Here is an 18,758-nt window from a genome sequence, read left to right on the forward strand (position 1 = left end):
TTCAAGATCTGTTAGAGCTCTTTATTTAGAGTGCCCCTGCAACTGCTTTGATTGGCTCTCTGAATTCTTCGATTGAACCGAACACATTTCCAACAAGTCCTGATGTCTTCTCGATGGTGATCATCTGAGTACCTGCATCAATTGAACATGCAGCGGATACACAAGGAATTGCGAATCCTCTGGAGTGTCTTGTTACAACGTGGTTACCATTGAAGATACCTGGTCCACCGCCACCATAGATTGAGTGACTGAAGAAGGAGAATCCAACACCAGTACCCTGTGCTCTACCCATGTCACAGCCTGGGAGGCCTGTTTCCTTCTCGAGTATATCGTTGAAGTACAGGATGGTTGATGATACGTTCTGAGCTGCTCTGCCTGCTGCACAGTTTACGAGTGTAGCTGCGAGCTGACCTGCTGCTGCATATGCGTTCCACATGGAAACGTCATTTGCCTTGTAGAAGTTGTATCCGGATGGTGCCTTGTGGTCGACCGCGATGATACCTGCTTCGATTGCCTTGTCGACAACGGTTTCTATGACTGTACCGACTGTACCGTCCTTGCCGTTCTCTTTGACCATTTCGTAGACGAGGTTGTTAGCGTTAAGACCCTGATATGCGAATCCGAGTAACTGGTGTCTTGCGAATGAACCTACTGCGTTACCCATCTCGAACATACCTGCCTGCTCATAGATTGAGGAGAGTGCAGCAGCGTTCATTGCCTTTCTGCCTGTGATAGCAGCGACGTGGTTGGTCATGATGTTCCTAAGGGAGAAACCGAGACCTTCATTCTGCTGTGGTATGCTAAGAATTGATGCAACGTTACCGCCGCTCATGTCCATGGTCTGTGGATAGCTACCCCAGACAGCACCCTTTACGAGTGGTGCATCGAACATGTCGGTGTTGTATGTGTCAATGATGGTCTGTACAACAGCTGCTGCACTTACTGTACTTCCTGAAACGAAGTCAGCACCAGCGTCTGTTCTTGCGCTTGGAACCTGCACAAGAAGCTGTTTTCCGCCACCGATCACTTTTACGTTTGTGTCGTCGTCGTCGCTTACCTTTACAAGGTTTGCAACAGACTCTGCGATTGCATCTGCGTTCCCTACTATATCATATTCGAGACCACGTCCGAGAATCTGGCGTCCTTTTCCACCATACTTGCCGGTTGCGAGACCTTTCTCGATACCTGCAAGGTTGACAGCGACAGTCCTCTTTGTGTCTTTGATGATCTTTCCGATTGCTGCATTTGTTGTTGGTGCGAGTGCCATTATGTCGACGCCGCTTTCCAACAGTGTACCTCTGTCGTCATATATGTCTATTTTGTCAGACACGATATTTCCTCCTAATTTTATTCCAGAAATCCCTATGGAAACCACAATATTTGAGCGATGGCCCAAAAGTTGCCTGATGGTGCCGTTTTTGTGTTAAATGATGTTTCCAATTGGTCATTCTTCTAATTGATTCAAAATTGGAACGTTGTTTTTAGGTTTAAAGCTTTTGGATTTTGGGTAAGGTCACCAGGTTCATTCATCATTAATCATGAAGTTATGTACATTTAATGCGGTTTAGTCTGAATTATTCTATAACTTTAGCATACTAACTGCATACGTATGTTTCTTTTTGTGTGAAAATGGAGCTCATCATTATCTTCCTAAATTAATTCTGTGTGGGATAATAATCAATGTATGTCCTCTCCCATTCTTTGCACCACAAAGATTTAGTACTACATACATTAAGGTACCCACGATCGATATGGAAATAGTTGCAGATGTCGGTGGAAATCCCGGCGTAGATTGTCGTGGGTTTTGCAAGTACTGTTACTTCAAGAAAGTAAAAGACGTACCTGCTTTTGGTTGTAAACATTGTTTCCCTTTTTCAAAAGGATGCGACTATTGCACACGCGGCGTCAAAGAGCTCTACTCCGGCTTCAAACCTGCTCAATATGTTATGGGTGAAGTTTCACAAGCCATGCATTTTGGTTCAGGGGAAGCTGATAAGTTTACTATAAGTGGTGGCGGTGACATCAGCTGTTATCCTGAACTCAAAGAACTGGTCTCTTTCTTATCACAATTTAAAAAACCAATACATCTGGGATATACCAGTGGGAAAGGATTTACTTCGGAAGGTGATGCTGCCTTTTTCATTGAGAACGGCGTCACTGAGGTATCATTCACTGTATTTGCGACCGATCCGGAAATTCGTGGAGCATATATGAACGACCCTGAGCCGGAAGCTTCCCTTGCTGTACTTCGTGATTTCTGTACACATTGTGAGGTATATGGTGCAATTGTTGTAATTCCGGGTGTCAATGATGGTGAAGTTCTTGAGAAGACACTTTCAGATCTGGAATCCATGGGTGCCTCAGGAGCGATACTCATGCGCTTTGCTAACTCAAGGGAAGAAGGGCTTATACTTGAGAATGCACCTATAATGGAAGGTATCGAGTCCCATACTGTTGAGGAGTTCACTCAGATAGTACGTGATGCTGCTAAAAATCACAGCTTCAGGGTTACCGGTACACCTCTGGAAGATCCTCTCTTTGGGTCTCCCTTCGCGATAAGGTTGCATGATGATCTGCTCACAAAGTTGCCTGAGGTTACAAAAGAAGCTACAATAATCACAAGCAAGGTTGCAGAAGAAAGGCTTTCCGGGATATTCGACAAGCTGGGGGGTACTGTGAATGTAATTGGGTTGAACAAGGATATCGGGTGCCTGATCACTATCGATGATTTCCGTGATCTTGATCTTTCCAATGTCAAGGAGACTGTTATTATTCCTGGCCGTGCTTTTGTCCATGATCCCGAAGTTAAGGGATTGCTTTGCAGCGATGGTGTGGATCGGCTCGTAAGGCGTGGGCCTGATACATTGACAGTTGACGGCGAGATGTCAATAGGTATGAGTGAAGAAGATGTTCTCGAGCTCGAAATGAATATGTTCACAGAGCTCATTCAACAGATCAATGCAATAGGCATGCCTGTACACTGATGCTTGTTGTTAATAGGTTTGTTCGATCAGTTGTTTAATATATCGATCTGCTAACGGATATATTATACACTGATCTATTGTATTTGCACACTAATATATTGCAGCACTTGCTGCAATATTTTTACATAAAGTCTGAAAGTCCCATCTGTTTGGACCTGTCATTTTCAAAAAGTGACTTCATGTCGTAGCCTATCAGTTCAATGCGCTGTTTTGTGTAACTTGAAACATTGTACTCTTCTGCCACTTTCATTGAGACCTCAAGGTACTTTTTGACAGCACCCTCGTGAACCGTAAGGATAACTCTGCCACCACATTTTTGACAACTGCCTGTAAGTGGTGGTCTGCGGTACTTAGCACCACATTTTACGCATCTTGTCCCCTGTCTTGAGAAAGCTCTCAGGTTTCCGAACATATCCGGCAGGAAGTGGGATATAAGCACCCTCTCTGCGACATCTGAAGCATCAACAGCGCGTATCTTCTTTCCAAGCTCAAGTTGTGCATCCATCTTCTCGACCATACTTCCAAGTGTCTTGTATGCACTTTTGAGCGGACCTGCCGCAATGTTGGATGTATCATGGGTGAACATGAACTTTTCATACTGTAATGGGGTACCAAGTCTGCTGCTGACCAGGTCAAAAGTGTCTTCGAACTCCTTCGGGTTTGCAATTCTCAGTGTAGCTTCGTAGAATTCCAGCGGGTATGATTCACAGACATCTATATTATGTGCTTCCTTGTCAACCTCACTGGGGTCGAGGCGTGTGGTCAGAACGAGGGGTGCATCCATCTTTCCTCCCCTTTTGTCCGGCAGGTATTCACGGGAGAAGTTGAGCAGACCATCCATGAGCAGCATGACGCAATCTTCATCCCCATCACAATTACGCCTTTTTGCAGCATGGAAGAACGGATGTGCATATCCGACTGCAGCTGTGGTAAATCCTACAAGCCTTCCAAGTACACCTGCTGATGTATGTGGTGCAAGTCCCATAAGGAGGGTGCCAACCGTGTCATCCCTTGTCTTCGCATTATAATATGGGTCTTCTTTATAATATTTGACAAGAAGATCGTCAATGTATTGCATGGTCCTTAGAATATAATCGGCGCAATCGTATGATATCACAAGGTCCTGAACCTTGAGGCAGAGCACCTGCTCAGGGTCTGTAAGTGGTTTTCCATAGATGTCTTCCTTATAGCCAAGTTCCTTAAGCTTCTCGCATGTGACTCCTATCTCGGAAGGTCTGATGTGTGTAAGTGGTATGTCCGACATGTCATAACGCACTGTCCCATCCTTGAAGGTGAACAGGTCATGTTTTGCCCGGAGGATCCCTTTTTCGAGAGGTTCGGGTGTCATGTCCTTTGACATCATTTTCTTAACACCTTTGAATGAATCGAGTTTGTCTCTTTCACCGACCTTCTCGAATGCTTTCTGGTAAATGCTTTTGAAATCGATCTTTCTCATACTTGTGCAGGTTGTCTTTGTGCCACATTTTGGACATTCCGCTTTGTTCACAGAAATGCCGCATCTGGGGCAGAAAAGTTTTGGCATGGTATATTCGCCGCAGTCACACCTGTATTCGAAGGTTTCCACTCCACATGCCGGGCAGATCCTGTTCCCTATCTCTACAGCTATCTCTCCGACCTTTGCATTTGTTGATGCCTTGAAGCTGGCGGCATTTTCAAGTTTTCGTGTATTTCCTCCGGATTCTGCAATGGGGAATAACACATGGGGTGCTGGTGACATCTTCCTTTTATCAGATTTCTCCGGTCTTCCCATCCTTGCACCGATGCGTGTGGGAGCTCTTGGCCGTACTTCAAATTCCGTTATTTGATTGATATTGTCAAGTACCTCTTCATGTTCAAGAGAATCCCACTTCTTTCTGAGCTCGTCATCCAGTCCAAGGGTATAGATGAATGGCAGCGGTTCCTCGATCAGTATCATCCCGTCGCTTATCCTGTGAAGGACAAGTAGTAGCTCAAGTGTTCTCTTCACTCCGCTTGAAAGTGCGGCATCGTGTGGCAACTTTAGTACTCTTCTCTCGCTTTCAAGGATCCCATTCTCAGATATGAAGTCCGCAAGCTGTTCGAACTTATCATTTTCAATATCATGCCACAGGTATGTGAACTTAGGGTGCAGGGCTACTCCATACTTTTTACTGGCATCCAATGCAACATCCTGGGATGGGTCTTTAAGAACTTCTTCGGCATCTGGCTGGTCTCCCCCAGCTTTCCTGTATTCCTGTATCCACCACTCGAAACAGTATGGTGATGGTGCAAGTGGGTGGTTGTTCTCAAGGAAATCGCCGTAATTTATCAGTATCTCGCCGATGTCAATGATCTCCTCGACCTCTGAGCGTAATTCATATGCTTCATCTATGCGATCGATCCTGACAACATCTCCTGACCTGAGCTTTACTGTGGGGCCTTCGATGGAATCCACTGGTGCCATTCCTGCTGCTTTTCCAGGTCTTTCAACTTTAAGCTGTGTTCCCGGTGCGATGAAGTCGTCCATCACAAGCATTCCGGAAGGATTTATTCCTGCGGCTGCAAAGGACGTATTGCGCGACCTTCCATAGCGCAACCGGAATCCTCCTGGTCGGGACGGGTGGGAAAATACAGGTCTTCCGGCGATCAGGTCTCGCATATACTTGTCCTTAGGCTTGATCTTCGGTTTCTCATCTTTCTTTTCTTCGCCACTGTCGTCAGATGTGCTCTTTGTACCGGAGATCAGTTGTTCGAGCCATTCCCAGCCGTCGATCTTAAGTTTTTTTACATGCTTCTGTATCTTTGGAGCTTTTAGTGCCAGGCCTTCAGCAAGTACCAGTGCCATTCCGCCACGTACTCTGTTGGTATCTATCCTTTCGAGATTACGGTGTCCTTCAACCTCTTCTGCTTCAGTTGGTTCTCCATCGATGCATATTGGGCAGTTCTCCACGATCAGCCTGATCTCCTCTTCGGATGGGGTGTACTGGAGACTTGCAACCCTTTTGTAGAGCATGATCTCCTCAATGTAGCGTTCAACCTCTTCTTTTCGGGGTTTATATCTGTCAATGCCAACGCCTCTGCGTACATAATCGCCAACAAGTACGGATAGTGCCTGTGCAGTACCTCCTGCACTGCGTATCGGGCCGGCATAGAAGATGCTGACGTATTCTGATCCGTCATCGTTCTTTCCGATCCCTGCACGGTCAATTCCTTCAATTGGGGCAGCAACAACTCCTTCTGTCAGCATGGCAACGGACACACGGATCGCAGCTTCGATAGCTTCGGACTTAGAATCAAAAGTGCCAACTTTTCCCTGAGCTACTTCTCTTCCAAGAGCCAGTGCAGCTTCTTCTCTTGACCTGGTTTCTTCCAGTTTCCGGATAAGCTCTGCTACACCTTTAACTCCGATAAGGTTCTCCACTCTGTCGGCAAGGTCCTTTGCAAGGGGTATCTCAACATGAGGTTTTGGGTCTTTTCCCTTTGAGCGCGCACTGTTGACTATCTCTATTTCCTTTTTCAACGTGCTCTCAAGCGTATTGAAGTACTCATGCATTTCTTTGCTTGCTACAATTTCTGCCATGTTGGGTTGCTCTCCCTGATTTCATTGACTATGGCTTTTGAAATTAAAAAGATGTTGATGTTCTTTTAGGTTGATTCCATCTTATTTTTATATTTATTCAATGTATACTAAGCTTGACATATTTTGTTTAATGAGGTGTATTATATGAAATTGGGCATACTAACAATTCTGTTGATAATTTCAATGTTTTCAATTCCTGCATCTGCAGATCTTTTTGATGAACTGGACCTTGCTGTTAATGAATATAATCTGAACGTTGATGGTGTTCCTACAAGTGTCAGATATGTTATAGGGGACGAGGAAATGCTTTTGCTCATCGATATGAATGACTCAAGCAAACTTGCCATAAAAGCAGTTACGAATGTGGACCTGGAGGTTACTACATTTGAAAAAGTGGATGCTGTTGATCCTGGGTTTGAACCTGCTCTTACTATAACTTCCAATGAAGCTGTGGTGAGGCAACTCCTGGGCTCCGATGATGTTGTCACGGATTTCAATGGTGCATATAACAATGGGGATATCAAGATCGTTGCAGCAAGTACTATGGACAAGGTCATTATCTCTGTAGGTGGAGCTTTCTTGAAACTTTTGAGTTCTGTTGGACTTGTATAAATATCAAATTCACATGCAGATCTTAATTTTTCTTTATTTTTTATTTTTTATTTTTTATTTTTTATTTTGTTTGGCCTTGTGGGGCATTGATAATTCCGATTTAATGTCTCGTTATATTATAGTCAGTCATATTATATTATCTTCAATATACTTCTGGTCTACGTTTTACTTATATATGCTTACCAGAAAGTACATAAAAGGAGATGTTTAATTATGTACAATTTAAGCTTATCATGAATACAACCCCTGGATCGGGTCTAAATAGATCTTATTATGAGGTAAAATTATGTCAGTAAAAATCACGGAAACAATCCTTCGAGACGCACACCAGTCTCTTCTTGCGACACGTATGCGAACCCGTAACATGTTACCGATCGTTGAAAAGTTGGATGAGGTCGGATATTACTCACTTGAGATGTGGGGAGGTGCTACATTTGATACATGTATCAGATACTTGAATGAGGATCCGTGGGAGCGCCTGAGGGAACTTAAAAAGCAAATGGTGAACACTCCGGCACAGATGTTACTTCGTGGTCAGAATCTGGTGGGATACCGTCACTATTCAGATGATGTTGTGGAGAAGTTCGTAACCAAGGCTCATGAGAATGGTATCGACATATTCAGGATCTTTGATGCGGTCAATGACATCCGAAATATGGAAAAGTCAATTAAGGTTGCAAAGAACGTTGGTGCCAATGTTCAGGGTACGATCAGCTATACCATTAGTCCGGTTCACACTGTGGAAAAGTATGTTGAGTTCGCAAAAGATCTTGCAGAGCTTGATTGTGATTCTATCTGCATCAAGGATATGGCAGGGTTGCTTGCACCTCACGAGGCGTACGAACTTATAACCTCGCTCAAGAAAGAGGTCGGTCTTCCTGTTGCACTTCACTGCCACTGTACATCAGGCATGGCTTCAATGAGCTATATGGCTGCATGTGATGCTGGTGTCGATGTTCTTGACACTGCATTATCTCCTCTGGCAGGTGGGACTTCCCAGCCTCCGACAGAGTCAGTTGTTGCAGCACTTGCAAGGACAAAATATGATACTGGTCTGGATCTGGAACTTCTGACCGAGTCTTCAAGATACTTCAAGGAGCTCAAAGAAGAATACCGGGGTATACTTGATCCGATATCAGAGCAGATCGATACTAACGTCCTGCTTTACCAGATTCCTGGTGGTATGCTTTCCAATCTTGTTTCACAGCTCAAGGAGCAGAATGCTCTTGACAAATATGATGCTGTTCTGGAAGAGATGCCAAAGGTCCGTGAGGAACTTGGATATCCTCCACTTGTCACTCCAACCAGCCAGATCGTTGGAACTCAGGCTGTATTGAATGTTCTTATGGGTGAGCGCTACAAGGTCATACCTAAAGAAGTGAAGGATTATGCTCGTGGTCTGTATGGAAGGTCACCTGCACCTATCAGTTCTGAAATGATCGCAAAGATAATTGGCGACGAAGAGCCTATTACCTGCCGCCCGGCAGACCTTCTGGAACCTGAATATGAGTCTCTTAAGAAAGAGGCAGAAGAACAGGGTCTTGTGAAGAAGGAAGAGGATATTTTGACCTACATACTGTATCCTGCTATTGCACCAAAGTTCTTGCTTGGTGAGGCAGAAGAAGAGGAGCTTCTCCCTGTAACTGTTGCGCAGGCTGCTCTACAGGCCCATGTGGAAATACCGACCGATTACCGTGTTGAGATCGATGGCGAGGTATTTGATGTCAAGGTAGAGCCTACTGGAGGTTCTGTCCAGGTCGTGGAGAGCTCAAAAACGACAGTTGAATGTGAAGGCGCTGTTACAAGCCACATGCAGGGCATGATCCTTTCGATCAATGTCAATGTTGGCGACACCGTTGAAGAAGGAGATAAGATCTGTGTTATCGAAGCCATGAAGATGGAGAATGCGATCCATGCTCCAGTCAGTGGTGTAGTAAAGGAGATCTTTGTCTCTGAAGGTGATCCCGTTGGTACGGGAGAAGTATTGATGGCAATCAACTGATCCGAGGTATACATCATGTTCAAAAAAGTACTTGTAGCCAACAGGGGTGAGATCGCTATACGCATCATGCGTGCTTGCAGAGAACTTGATATCCCCACTGTGGCTGTATATTCAAAAGCTGATGAGAATGCTCTTTTCGCAAAATATGCGGATGAGTCATATCTGATCGGTCCTGCTCCTTCAAGCCAGAGCTATCTTAAAATGGATAAGATCCTGGAAGTTGCGAAGGAGTCTGGCGCAGAAGCTATTCATCCGGGATATGGTTTCCTTTCCGAGAATGCCGTGTTCGCAAAGAAATGTGAGGATGCAGGCATTACTTTCATAGGTCCTTCAAGTGATTCTATCGAGAAGATGGGTAGCAAGATAGCAGCCAGGTCACTCATGATAGAAGCCGGTGTTCCTGTGGTTCCCGGATATGATAAGGCAATAGAGAATGTTGATGAGGCCATTGAGATCGCAGATTCTATTGGATATCCTGTAATGATCAAGGCATCTGCAGGAGGTGGCGGTATCGGCATGAAGATCGTCCACTCAAAGGATGAGTTTGCTTCATCATTGGAATCCATTCAGTCGGTTGCTCAATCTGCTTTTGGTGATTCCACAGTATTCGTTGAGAAATACGTTGAAGAACCACGTCATATTGAGTTCCAGATCCTTGCTGATAATTATGGCAATACTGTCTATGTATCGGACAGGGAATGTTCAATACAGCGCAGGCACCAGAAGCTCATGGAGGAAGCACCTTCTCCTATTATGACACCTGAGCTTCGCAAAGAAATGGGCGATGCTGCAGTAAAAGCAGCAAAATCAATAGGCTATAAGAATGCAGGTACGGTGGAGTTCCTGTATTCAAAGGGTGATTTCTATTTCCTTGAAGTTAATACTCGTCTTCAGGTGGAGCATGGTATCACTGAGCTTGTTACTGGAATCGATCTTGCGAAACACCAGATCCTCATCGCAGATGGTGAAACGCTTCCTTTTAAGCAGGAAGACATAAAGATCCAGGGTCATGCGATTGAATGCCGTATCAATGCAGAGGATCCTCTGAACGACTTTGCACCATCTCCTGGTAAGATCAGGGGTTATCGTTCCCCGGGTGGTCCGGGTGTACGTATGGACAGTGGTGTCTACATGGGTTACACCATTCCGCCTTACTATGACTCCATGGTTGCAAAATTAAGCACCTGGGGTAGTGATCGTGAAGAGGCTATTAACAGGATGAAAAGAGCACTTTATGAGTTTGTGATATAGGGAATTACTACCAATATACCATTCCATAAGGCTGTTCTGGACAATGAAGCATTCGTGCGTGGTGATCTGACTACCCATTTCATTGATGATCACAATATCATCGATGAGGTCGTAAAGGTTGTGGAGCATGATCTTGAAAAGGGTGTTACCTTGGGATCCGTACTTTGTTCTTCCAATTCTTCGAAGAAGGTTGCAGCTGCTAGTGTGGCGGTTGGTGCCTACGTTAATGCTGCAAAACAGCAGAGCAATCAACAGACTAAATAAGGTCTGTTGATATATTCTTTTATAATAATGATCTGATCATATTGGGGGTTACTATCTTGGTCGACAGGAAAATGGATATTCTTATAGCTTTGAAAGAAGCTGGCAAAGAACCTATCTCCGGGGAAGAAATTGGTGAAAAGCTGGGTATTTCCCGGACAATGGTGTGGAAATATATTAAGATCCTTGAAGAGGATGGTTATGTTATTGGATCATCTCCTGGTTCAGGCTATGTTCTTATTTCTGCTCCTGACAAACTCTATCCTTCTGAGATCAGCATTGGTCTTGACACCGATATTATCGGGAAAGAAATTCATTATTTCGAATCAGTGGATTCTACCAATGATATGGCAAAGAAAATGGGCTTTAAGGCCGAAGAAGGTACGGTTGTAATTGCTGAGATGCAGGAAAGTGGACGTGGACGCAAAGGTGATCGTTGGGTATCGCCTAAAGGTGGTATCTGGCTTTCGGTCATCCTCAAACCAGGCATCTTACCTGTTCATGCACCAAGGCTGACACTTATGGCAGGAGTTGCTGTTGCCAGGGCCATAAGGCAGTTTGGTGTCGCTGCATCTATAAAATGGCCAAATGATGTCGTCATTGATGGCAAAAAGGTTTGTGGCATTCTGACCGAAATGGATGCAGAAGTTGATCATATCGGATTTGTTGTTATTGGCATTGGTATAAATGCTAATGTATCTGTTGATGAGCTTCCGGGAGAATTGCGGGATAGTTGCACTAGTCTGAGTTATATTAATGGTGAAAATATAAACAGGGCAGCATTCGTGCAGGATTTGCTTAGGTCTCTTGAGGCGGAATATCTGCGTTTCAAACTGGAGGGTTTCTCGAAGATCCTGGAAGATTGGATCTCTTTATCTGATACAATTGGAAGGCAGGTTGAAGTTATAACTCCCCAGAAGATAATTGCAGGGAAAGCAACTGGAGTTACTGCTGAAGGTGCTCTAATTGTCGAGACTTCTGAAGGTGTGCAAGAGATCATGGCAGGTCGCTGCATCTATAAATAAATGGTGTGGGACGTGAGAAACAGTAGAATTAATAGGATACGTTTTCTTGTATCCTTTCTTTTTATTTTATTGCTCCTTATATTGCCAGCGTTCGGAGCTCAGGTAAAGAATGAAGTGTTAATGGATGGCACCAGTATATTCATTGAGACCGGAAGTTTCTGGGAGTTCAGTCAGGGTTATATCTTTGTTATTAAAGATGTGAACGAAGATGGGGGTGCATGGGTGGAACTTTCGCGTGATGGTGTTAGCCTGAAGGATGAGATTCTTTATGAAGGGGATATTTTTGTTTATTCTCGTGATTCAATAGAATTATTCAATATGACTGTTGATACTATATATTATGGTCCTGATGGTGATCTGGTGACCTTTAGACCCGTTTTCCAATATCGTGATCCCTTACTTCCAGCTCCCATTCTGGAAGAACTTGAAATAACTCTAAATGACTCCGATACTTCTTCAGAACCGGATATAACTTCTGATAATGGCATTCCGGGTTTTGGCCTTATAACTGCGATGTGCTGTATGGTCGTTGTTTTCATTTGCCGTAGTTTTTTGAAGTGAAGTGGTCGTTTATCACAACCGAAGCTTTACTAAGTTAGTTTGATCCGGCGTTAAAAGCAGTCAGAGTTATGGGGTAGCAATAAAAATAACGCTAAACCTATCATAAAATGATACTAAACAAATCATAAACATAATGGTAAAGATATCAACAAACATAACAATAATGATGCTATGAGAAGAATGTAAAAATAATCTTAAATATACTAATAAAAAGTAAAAGAAAAAAGAAAGGTAGGGTTAAGTTCAGAACTTAATATCTCCTTTCTCCATTAACAATTTGAGGTCCTGCAGGCTCATCTTTCCTGTCTTTTCGAACTTCTCTTTTGCTACGTTATGTTTTTCATCGATCTTCTTTTCATCTTTTTCAAGTTGGATGTCGTTGAGCTTGTCAAGATATATGCTGAGTTCATCCCTGAGCTGTGATATCTTAGCTTTAAGCGGATCGATCTTTTCCCTTATTGGGGACACTACATCATATGTCTCCTTGATCTGTGAGTGGTACATATCCGCTTCTTTGCGAAGCTCATCGACCTTCTTGTAGCTATCAAGCATTGTAAGATGGTGTTTCTGTGATTCTTCTGCGAGGTCCTTAACGCTACCGCCAACGGTTCCATCGGATTTGTAGATCGATTCGGATTTTTTGTATGTTTCTACTATCTTCTTGTGGATATCGTCTGCATTGCTTGCAGAGTCGATCCTCTGTTGAAGTTCTGTCAGTCTTCCAAAGATATCTATCTCGTGTTTTAGTGGAATGTCAGCATTCAGAAACTTGTCAAGCTCTGCAGCATATGCTTTTGTGAGGGAGTCCACACTTCCGCGGGAAAGTTTATTGTACTCATCACGTTTTGCTTTAAGCTCTGAAATACTACCTGTGATCTTGTCCTTTTCGCCACGTATCTTCTCATTTGAAGCTTTGATCTCAGCGATCTTCTCGTTCACTGCATCACGTAATTTTTTTTCTTCACGTGCCTTTGCTGCCAGCTCCTTTACCTGTGCATTAAGCTTGTCCCTTTTTTCTTTAAGCTCATCGATGTTTGTTCGGTGTAGCTTCAGGTCTCTGAAAACAGCTTTCAGGGTACGTTCGTTCTGTGAGATCTTTGTTCTGTAGTCGTTGACCACATTTTTAAGATCCCTCTCGTTCATGGTTGCTGCATCTGGTAAGTCGCTCATGCGTTTGCCTCCTGGGTATTTTCTTCACTGGATGGAAGCGTTTCCCAGTATTCAAGAGCTTCATTGTGACTCTTTATTCTGTTGTCAAGCCAGCCGTGGCGAGGTGAGACTTCTTTGAGGTCATCTCTTGCTTTTTGGAAGGCATTTTCAAAGTTCTTCTCAGTACCGAATATACTTGCAAGTTCGGTACTGGAAATGATGGCTTCATTTACTCTTGTCCTGATCTGCTGAACGGCCTTCTGGACATCTTCGTGAGTTCCCATGCCATCCAGTTTTTGGAGAAGTTCATCTACGACCTTCTTCTCTTCATCGATCTTAATAACTCGCTTTACCTTTGTGATGTCATCGTGGATACCATGCATAAGCTTGTTATCCAGCAGTTTTTCATCGATAACGTCAAACATTTCTTCGAGTATGTTCTCTGCCTGGTGGTATAGCTGTTGACGCTTTTCTTTTAGCAGTTCAGTTCGGCTCAATACATCTTCCTTGCCTTTCTTGGAAGATTCTATTTTTTCGTTCAATGCCTTTACTTTTTCTTCGAGTCCACTGAACTCTTTGTTGTATTCTTCTAAAAGGCGTTTGTGCTTTGTGATCACATTCTTGATCAATTCATTTTTGTCAAGAATGGAAACTTCATTATTTTGTGTACTCTCACTCATAGTTCCACCAAATTCATGTCATAATTGTAATATTTTATAATTTATATAATTGTGCATGTGGTATTCCTTCAATATATATAACGCATCCGGAGTCGATCACGCCGGCATCGATGGCGCATTGTACTGCGCGACTGCCAAATATATTTGCGGTTGTGGCGTTTGATATAGCTTCGATGATCTTCTCTTCAGATGCTATCTCGCCTTTGTAGAATCCCTCACTAATCTCGATGACCAGTTCGCCTTTTTTAAGCTTTTTACCTATCAGTTCTTTATCGCAAATTGCAACGATCATCTGATTCCCGGACTTGTGTATTTTCAGGTACATGTGTTCACTTTATCATACTAATTTTATATGTTTATTATCGGGTGCAAGGAGGTCTCCCTGCCTTTTCATTTTTGTGACAAGCTCTTCTGCTCTTTCCCTGTCTATATTTTCAGTCTCAGCTTCTGCAAAGACCTCTTCAAGGGGTGCCTTTGAACCGGCATGCCTTTCACTGACGCGTGTAATGATCTCTTTTATCAGGTGTATCTTATCTCTCTGGCTCTTGCTTGTTCCGGATGCGACGACATCTACATCGAATGCGCCTGTATCCGGATCGACTCCTACCTGTCGCATGCATGCCATGGAAATTCTGGTGGTTCTTTTCGCATCATCCATTGTAACTACATTACTTAAACGTATGCGAGCACTTGCTTCAGCAAGTCTGACAAGGGCTTCGAGCTGTCTTGCGGTGACAGGCACTGGTGAATCTTTGCCTTCTCCCTGTCTCCTAAGGTCGAGATAGAAATTAATTATGTGTTCACGGGCATCGTCTTCCATGATTGGGAAAACTTTTCTTCGTGCATAAGCTACATATTTTCTCAACAGGTCATTTTCGATAGTAGGAAGTATGACATCTATATGTGCTTCTACATCCTCATTCGTCACCTTGGACGATGGGAGTCGACTCTTCTGTTCTAAAAGTTCTCCGGCATATTGGGATTTCAATATGTGGTTTGCGATGTTGCTATCCTTTGTGCGGTCAGGAACATCGAGAAGTATGAAAATAAGGTCGAACCTGGATATCAGTGCAGGTGGCATATTGATCTGTTCGGCAAGTCCTTCATATTTGTCGAATCTTCCATATTTAGGATTTGCAGCACCAAGGAGCGCACACCTTGATTTAAGCGTCGCTAGGATTCCTGCTTTTGCAACACTTATGGTCTGTTGTTCCATTGCTTCGTGCAATGCACTCTTATCTTCCCTGCTCATTTTATCCATCTCGTCCACTGCTGCAAGACCCATATCTGCCATTACCAGTGCACCGGCTTCCAGCGTCCAGCGTCCGTCTCCAAGGTCGTCTTTTACTGCTGCAGCTGTCAGACCACTGGATGATGCGCTTTTACCTGATGCGAACACACCACGGGGTGATATTTTCACCATGTAGCGAAGCAACTGACTTTTAGCGATACCCGGATCTCCGACTAGCAGTATGTGTATGTCTCCCCTGACGCGTGAACCATCGGGTAACATTTTAGGGACTGCTGAGAATAGCTGGAGGCTGAGTGCCTCTTTTATGTCCTCATAACCGTAGATGGACGGTGCGATCGATCCGGTTATATTTTTATAAATATTTGGATCATTGCCCATTTCGATAATCATTTCTTCGTCTTCGGGAGTTATGTCGAGTTCATCGAATTCCTGATCTACATATTCGATGGAATTCGCGTGAAGGACGAGGTCGTAAAACGTGGATTTTCCCTCTCTCAGGGTTCGCTGGTGTGAGCGTAGTATTCCGTTTATTACAAGACGATCGCCAGGCTTGACAAGTCCTGCAAGATCATCCTCTGCATCAACATCAAGGCTTTGTGGTTGTGTGCCGCCCTTGAGATTCTCTGGTGCTTCCTGTACCTGAAGCTTTTGTGCATCTACAAAGCTGGACTGGTCGATAAGCAATTTGAAAGGTCCCTTTTTGCCGCATGATTCATTCTCACACTCGTTAGGTTCTACGAACTTCGGTCCATCCTGTGGCTCATAGCTTGTGTTCTCACACCGCATACACATGAATGCTGCATTTGTGATCTTTGGCCTGACTTCCGTGGCTTTGCGTATCATTCCTTCAATGGATATGAACTTCAGCAAGTGCTTACTACGCAGATCCCTTATTGCAACACGGTTTGGGATGTTAATGAACTGTACGTGGGCATCATCGAGGTCTTTCTCGATAGGTATATCAATTTCACGAAGCGCCTGCTCAGCATATGGTATCACATCATCGGGATGCTCGAGTAGTTCATATGCAAGATCTGCATCGAATTGTTCAAGGTCCGGAAAATCGACTGTAATGCTACGTAGCTCGGGGTATTCATTAGCAAGCAGGAGTATATCGTCCCAGCAGTATCTTTTTAGAAAATCCCTGAATTTTTCATCCCATTTAACTTCACTCATTTGATTCACATTTTTCCTGTTTTGGAATGATACTTCATTTATCGAAGATTACAACATATCATAATACATATCAATATTTCGAGTCGGTATCATATTAAATAATAATTTGAGAAGATTAGTACTGGTCAAATCCGTTTGATGATCATTTCAGCAGTTGTTGTATCTTTCCAAAAAAGCCTCTCAATGTCTGCACTTCTCTTGGCATGAGTTGTGCCCTTCCGAATATCCTTTTGAACATAAGGTGTGTCTTTTCCTTTTTGTGTTCCGGGTATTGGATATCGTCCAGAAGTTCTCCAATATGCTCATGTAGGAGCTTGAGGTCGAAACCATCAGCAAGTTGCTGTTCTCCTGCATCGATCTGGCTTAATTCATATAGCATAATAGTTGTGGCATGTGACAGGTTCATTATTGGATATATTTCTGAAGTTGGGATGCTCACTATCATATCGCTTAGTTTTAGCTCATCATTGGTGAACCCATTATCTTCCCTGCCAAAGAGGATGGCAATCGTTCCATTCGTTCCATTGAACTTTTCTTTAAGTTCATGTGGTGTATATGGGGGCATGCGTATATGTTCATCTGTTTTAAGCCCAGTGATGCCTGTTGTTGCAACCACGACATCAGCTCCTTCAATGGCTTGTTCGATGTTGGTGACTATCCTTGCGCTGCTAAGTACATCCCATGCATGCGATGCCAAGGCTCGCGCTTCATTTTCCAGTTTGCATGGATTTACCAGCACAAGGTCACTGAATCCAAAATTTTTCATAGCTCTTGCTACTGATCCGACATTACCCTGGTATAAAGGTTCCACCAGAACTATCCTCAAATTAAAAGTCATCTCATCCTTCAATATCATCAATACATGTATATTTTGCGCAATCTGGAATATCATTCATTAATGGAATATATATGCGGAACTGCTATTAAACAACAGTATCTGTCAGTATTCCATAAACGTTATGAAGAATCCTGCTAATCTATACTATGCAATTTGTATCAAGGAGGTAAACAAATGAGTTTAGACAAGATTCTGAAAGCTACTTTTAAGGGTGAGACTACTGAAGTTGGATGGTACCTTGCAATGTCAAAACTGGCAGAGCGTGAAGGTCATTTTGATGCTGCTCTCTATTTCCGCCAGATCGCTATGGATGAGGCATGGCATGCTACAGAGGTTGCTGAGATCCTTGGTGCTATAAAAGGCACTACTATCGAGAACATCGAGATGATGCTCGAGGGTGAAGCCATGGCTGAGCAGGAGAAAGCTGATGCTGCACGTATCGCTCGCGAGGAGGGTAACGAAGCTGCTGCATTGTTCTTTGCAAGAGCATCACTTGATGAGGCAAGACATCATGCAGGTCTTGCAGGTCTCCTCAAAAAACTGAAAAAGATTGAATAAGTAATATATTAAAATCTTAAGTCGGATGTGGGACTATTGGTAAAGGATCTGTTAAATAAGAGTGCTATACTTCAGCGTGACAAGTGTTCTTATGCCATAGTTCCACAAACTCCGGCAGGCATCGTAAGTCCTGGTGAATTACAAAGGATAGTGGATGTTGCAAGGAAATATGGTGTTGAAGTTCTTAAATTTACATCGGCACAGCGTATTGCTATTGTCGGCTTAAAAGAAGAGGATCTTGATAATGCGTGGTTGGAACTTGAAATGGAACCTGCATCTGCGATCGGTAAATGCGTTCGTAGCATAAAGGTCTGCCCTGGTACTACTTTTTGTAAAAGAGCACAGCAGGACGCTGTTTCTCTTGGTTCTATTATTGATGAAAAATATCATGGCGTGCAGCTTCCCTCAAAGTTCAAAATGGCTGTAAGTGGGTGTATGAATTCCTGCTCCGAACCGGCTGTAAAGGATATTGGCATAATGGGAACTCCCCGGGGCTATACTGTGATGGTCGGGGGGAATGCTGGTATTAGACCAAGACTTGGTGATGTTATCAGTGAAGGTCTCAACGAGACTGAGGTTCTTGAACTTATAGAAAAAATCATTGGTATGTACAAAGGCTATGCTAAAAGATATCGTATTGGCAGACTTATCGATGATATGGGTCTGGATAATTTCAAGAAGGAGCTTGGCTTAATATAATTTCTATTTTTCTTAATCATCTGATAGCTTTATAATCTGTAATGAGTTTTTATCTCATATCTTTTCAAGTTTCTTATCTGTCTTTAAACATTCAGTTATTATAAAAATCATTTCTGATCTTAAACTGAGGCTATATCTAATAGATTTTTGA

The 18,758-nt window shown here is 43.4% G+C and carries 14 protein-coding genes and 1 pseudogene; 8 read left to right on the plus strand and 7 right to left on the minus strand.

What is annotated here, in order from left to right:
• Positions 1-25: 25 nt before the first annotated feature.
• Positions 26-1,330 (minus strand): coenzyme-B sulfoethylthiotransferase subunit beta, encoded by a 1,305-nt coding sequence (gene mcrB / locus J7W08_RS00850; RefSeq protein ID WP_233084820.1) that lies wholly within the window; start codon positions 1,328-1,330, stop codon positions 26-28.
• 421 nt (positions 1,331-1,751) lie between these two features.
• Between mcrB and mmp10 the strand changes: the two genes are divergently transcribed.
• Positions 1,752-2,984 (plus strand): methyl coenzyme M reductase-arginine methyltransferase Mmp10, encoded by a 1,233-nt coding sequence (gene mmp10 / locus J7W08_RS00855; RefSeq protein ID WP_233084821.1) that lies wholly within the window; start codon positions 1,752-1,754, stop codon positions 2,982-2,984.
• A 121-nt stretch (positions 2,985-3,105) separates the two neighbouring features.
• Here the strand turns inward: mmp10 and J7W08_RS00860 are convergent, their stop codons facing one another.
• On the minus strand, positions 3,106-6,543 hold the full coding sequence (locus J7W08_RS00860; protein ID WP_233084822.1) for a DNA polymerase II large subunit: 3,438 nt from the start codon (positions 6,541-6,543) through the stop codon (positions 3,106-3,108).
• Positions 6,544-6,687: 144 nt separating this feature from the next.
• Here J7W08_RS00860 and J7W08_RS00865 point away from each other — a divergent pair, with 144 nt between their 5' ends.
• From J7W08_RS00865 to J7W08_RS00885, 5 genes and pseudogenes are all read left to right on the plus strand, one after another.
• Positions 6,688-7,155: a hypothetical protein gene (locus tag J7W08_RS00865; RefSeq protein ID WP_233084823.1), complete on the plus strand. Its 468-nt coding sequence runs from the start codon at positions 6,688-6,690 to the stop codon at positions 7,153-7,155.
• Positions 7,156-7,441: 286 nt separating this feature from the next.
• The gene (gene oadA / locus J7W08_RS00870) at positions 7,442-9,157 is read left to right on the plus strand and encodes a sodium-extruding oxaloacetate decarboxylase subunit alpha (RefSeq protein ID WP_233084824.1); all 1,716 of its coding nucleotides are present in this window, start codon (positions 7,442-7,444) and stop codon (positions 9,155-9,157) included.
• 15 nt (positions 9,158-9,172) lie between these two features.
• A pseudogene (locus J7W08_RS00875) lies at positions 9,173-10,672 on the plus strand (acetyl-CoA carboxylase biotin carboxylase subunit).
• Positions 10,673-10,728: 56 nt separating this feature from the next.
• Positions 10,729-11,694, plus strand: coding sequence for a biotin--[acetyl-CoA-carboxylase] ligase (locus J7W08_RS00880; protein WP_233084825.1), 966 nt, complete (start codon positions 10,729-10,731; stop codon positions 11,692-11,694).
• Between the two features lie 120 nt (positions 11,695-11,814).
• Complete coding sequence (locus J7W08_RS00885; RefSeq protein ID WP_233084826.1) at positions 11,815-12,255, plus strand: S-layer protein domain-containing protein; 441 nt, start codon at positions 11,815-11,817, stop codon at positions 12,253-12,255.
• 243 nt (positions 12,256-12,498) lie between these two features.
• Here the strand turns inward: J7W08_RS00885 and J7W08_RS00890 are convergent, their stop codons facing one another.
• The 5 genes from J7W08_RS00890 to J7W08_RS00910 all read right to left on the minus strand — a co-directional run bounded on the left by J7W08_RS00890 (position 12,499) and on the right by J7W08_RS00910 (position 17,350).
• Entirely contained in the window at positions 12,499-13,425 is a 927-nt protein-coding gene (locus tag J7W08_RS00890; RefSeq protein WP_233084827.1) for a coiled-coil protein, read from the minus strand.
• Positions 13,422-14,084 (minus strand): hypothetical protein, encoded by a 663-nt coding sequence (locus J7W08_RS00895; RefSeq protein ID WP_233084828.1) that lies wholly within the window; start codon positions 14,082-14,084, stop codon positions 13,422-13,424. Before J7W08_RS00895 ends, J7W08_RS00890 begins: the two co-directional genes overlap by 4 nt.
• Before the next feature lie 34 nt (positions 14,085-14,118).
• A complete protein-coding gene (locus J7W08_RS00900; protein ID WP_233084829.1) occupies positions 14,119-14,409 on the minus strand; it encodes a DUF424 domain-containing protein in 291 nt (96 codons plus the stop codon).
• A gap of 12 nt (positions 14,410-14,421) precedes the next feature.
• The gene (locus tag J7W08_RS00905; protein ID WP_233084830.1) at positions 14,422-16,512 is read right to left on the minus strand and encodes a minichromosome maintenance protein MCM; all 2,091 of its coding nucleotides are present in this window, start codon (positions 16,510-16,512) and stop codon (positions 14,422-14,424) included.
• A gap of 142 nt (positions 16,513-16,654) precedes the next feature.
• A complete protein-coding gene (locus J7W08_RS00910) occupies positions 16,655-17,350 on the minus strand; it encodes an RNA methyltransferase (protein ID WP_233084831.1) in 696 nt (231 codons plus the stop codon).
• Between the two features lie 174 nt (positions 17,351-17,524).
• Here J7W08_RS00910 and J7W08_RS00915 point away from each other — a divergent pair, with 174 nt between their 5' ends.
• On the plus strand, positions 17,525-17,908 hold the full coding sequence (locus J7W08_RS00915; RefSeq protein WP_233084832.1) for a ferritin-like domain-containing protein: 384 nt from the start codon (positions 17,525-17,527) through the stop codon (positions 17,906-17,908).
• 36 nt (positions 17,909-17,944) lie between these two features.
• Positions 17,945-18,607, plus strand: coding sequence for a ferredoxin-like domain-containing protein (locus tag J7W08_RS00920; protein ID WP_233084833.1), 663 nt, complete (start codon positions 17,945-17,947; stop codon positions 18,605-18,607).
• Positions 18,608-18,758: the final 151 nt, after the last annotated feature.

The organism is Methanococcoides orientis (genome assembly GCF_021184045.1).
Classification (GTDB): domain Archaea; phylum Halobacteriota; class Methanosarcinia; order Methanosarcinales; family Methanosarcinaceae; genus Methanococcoides; species Methanococcoides orientis.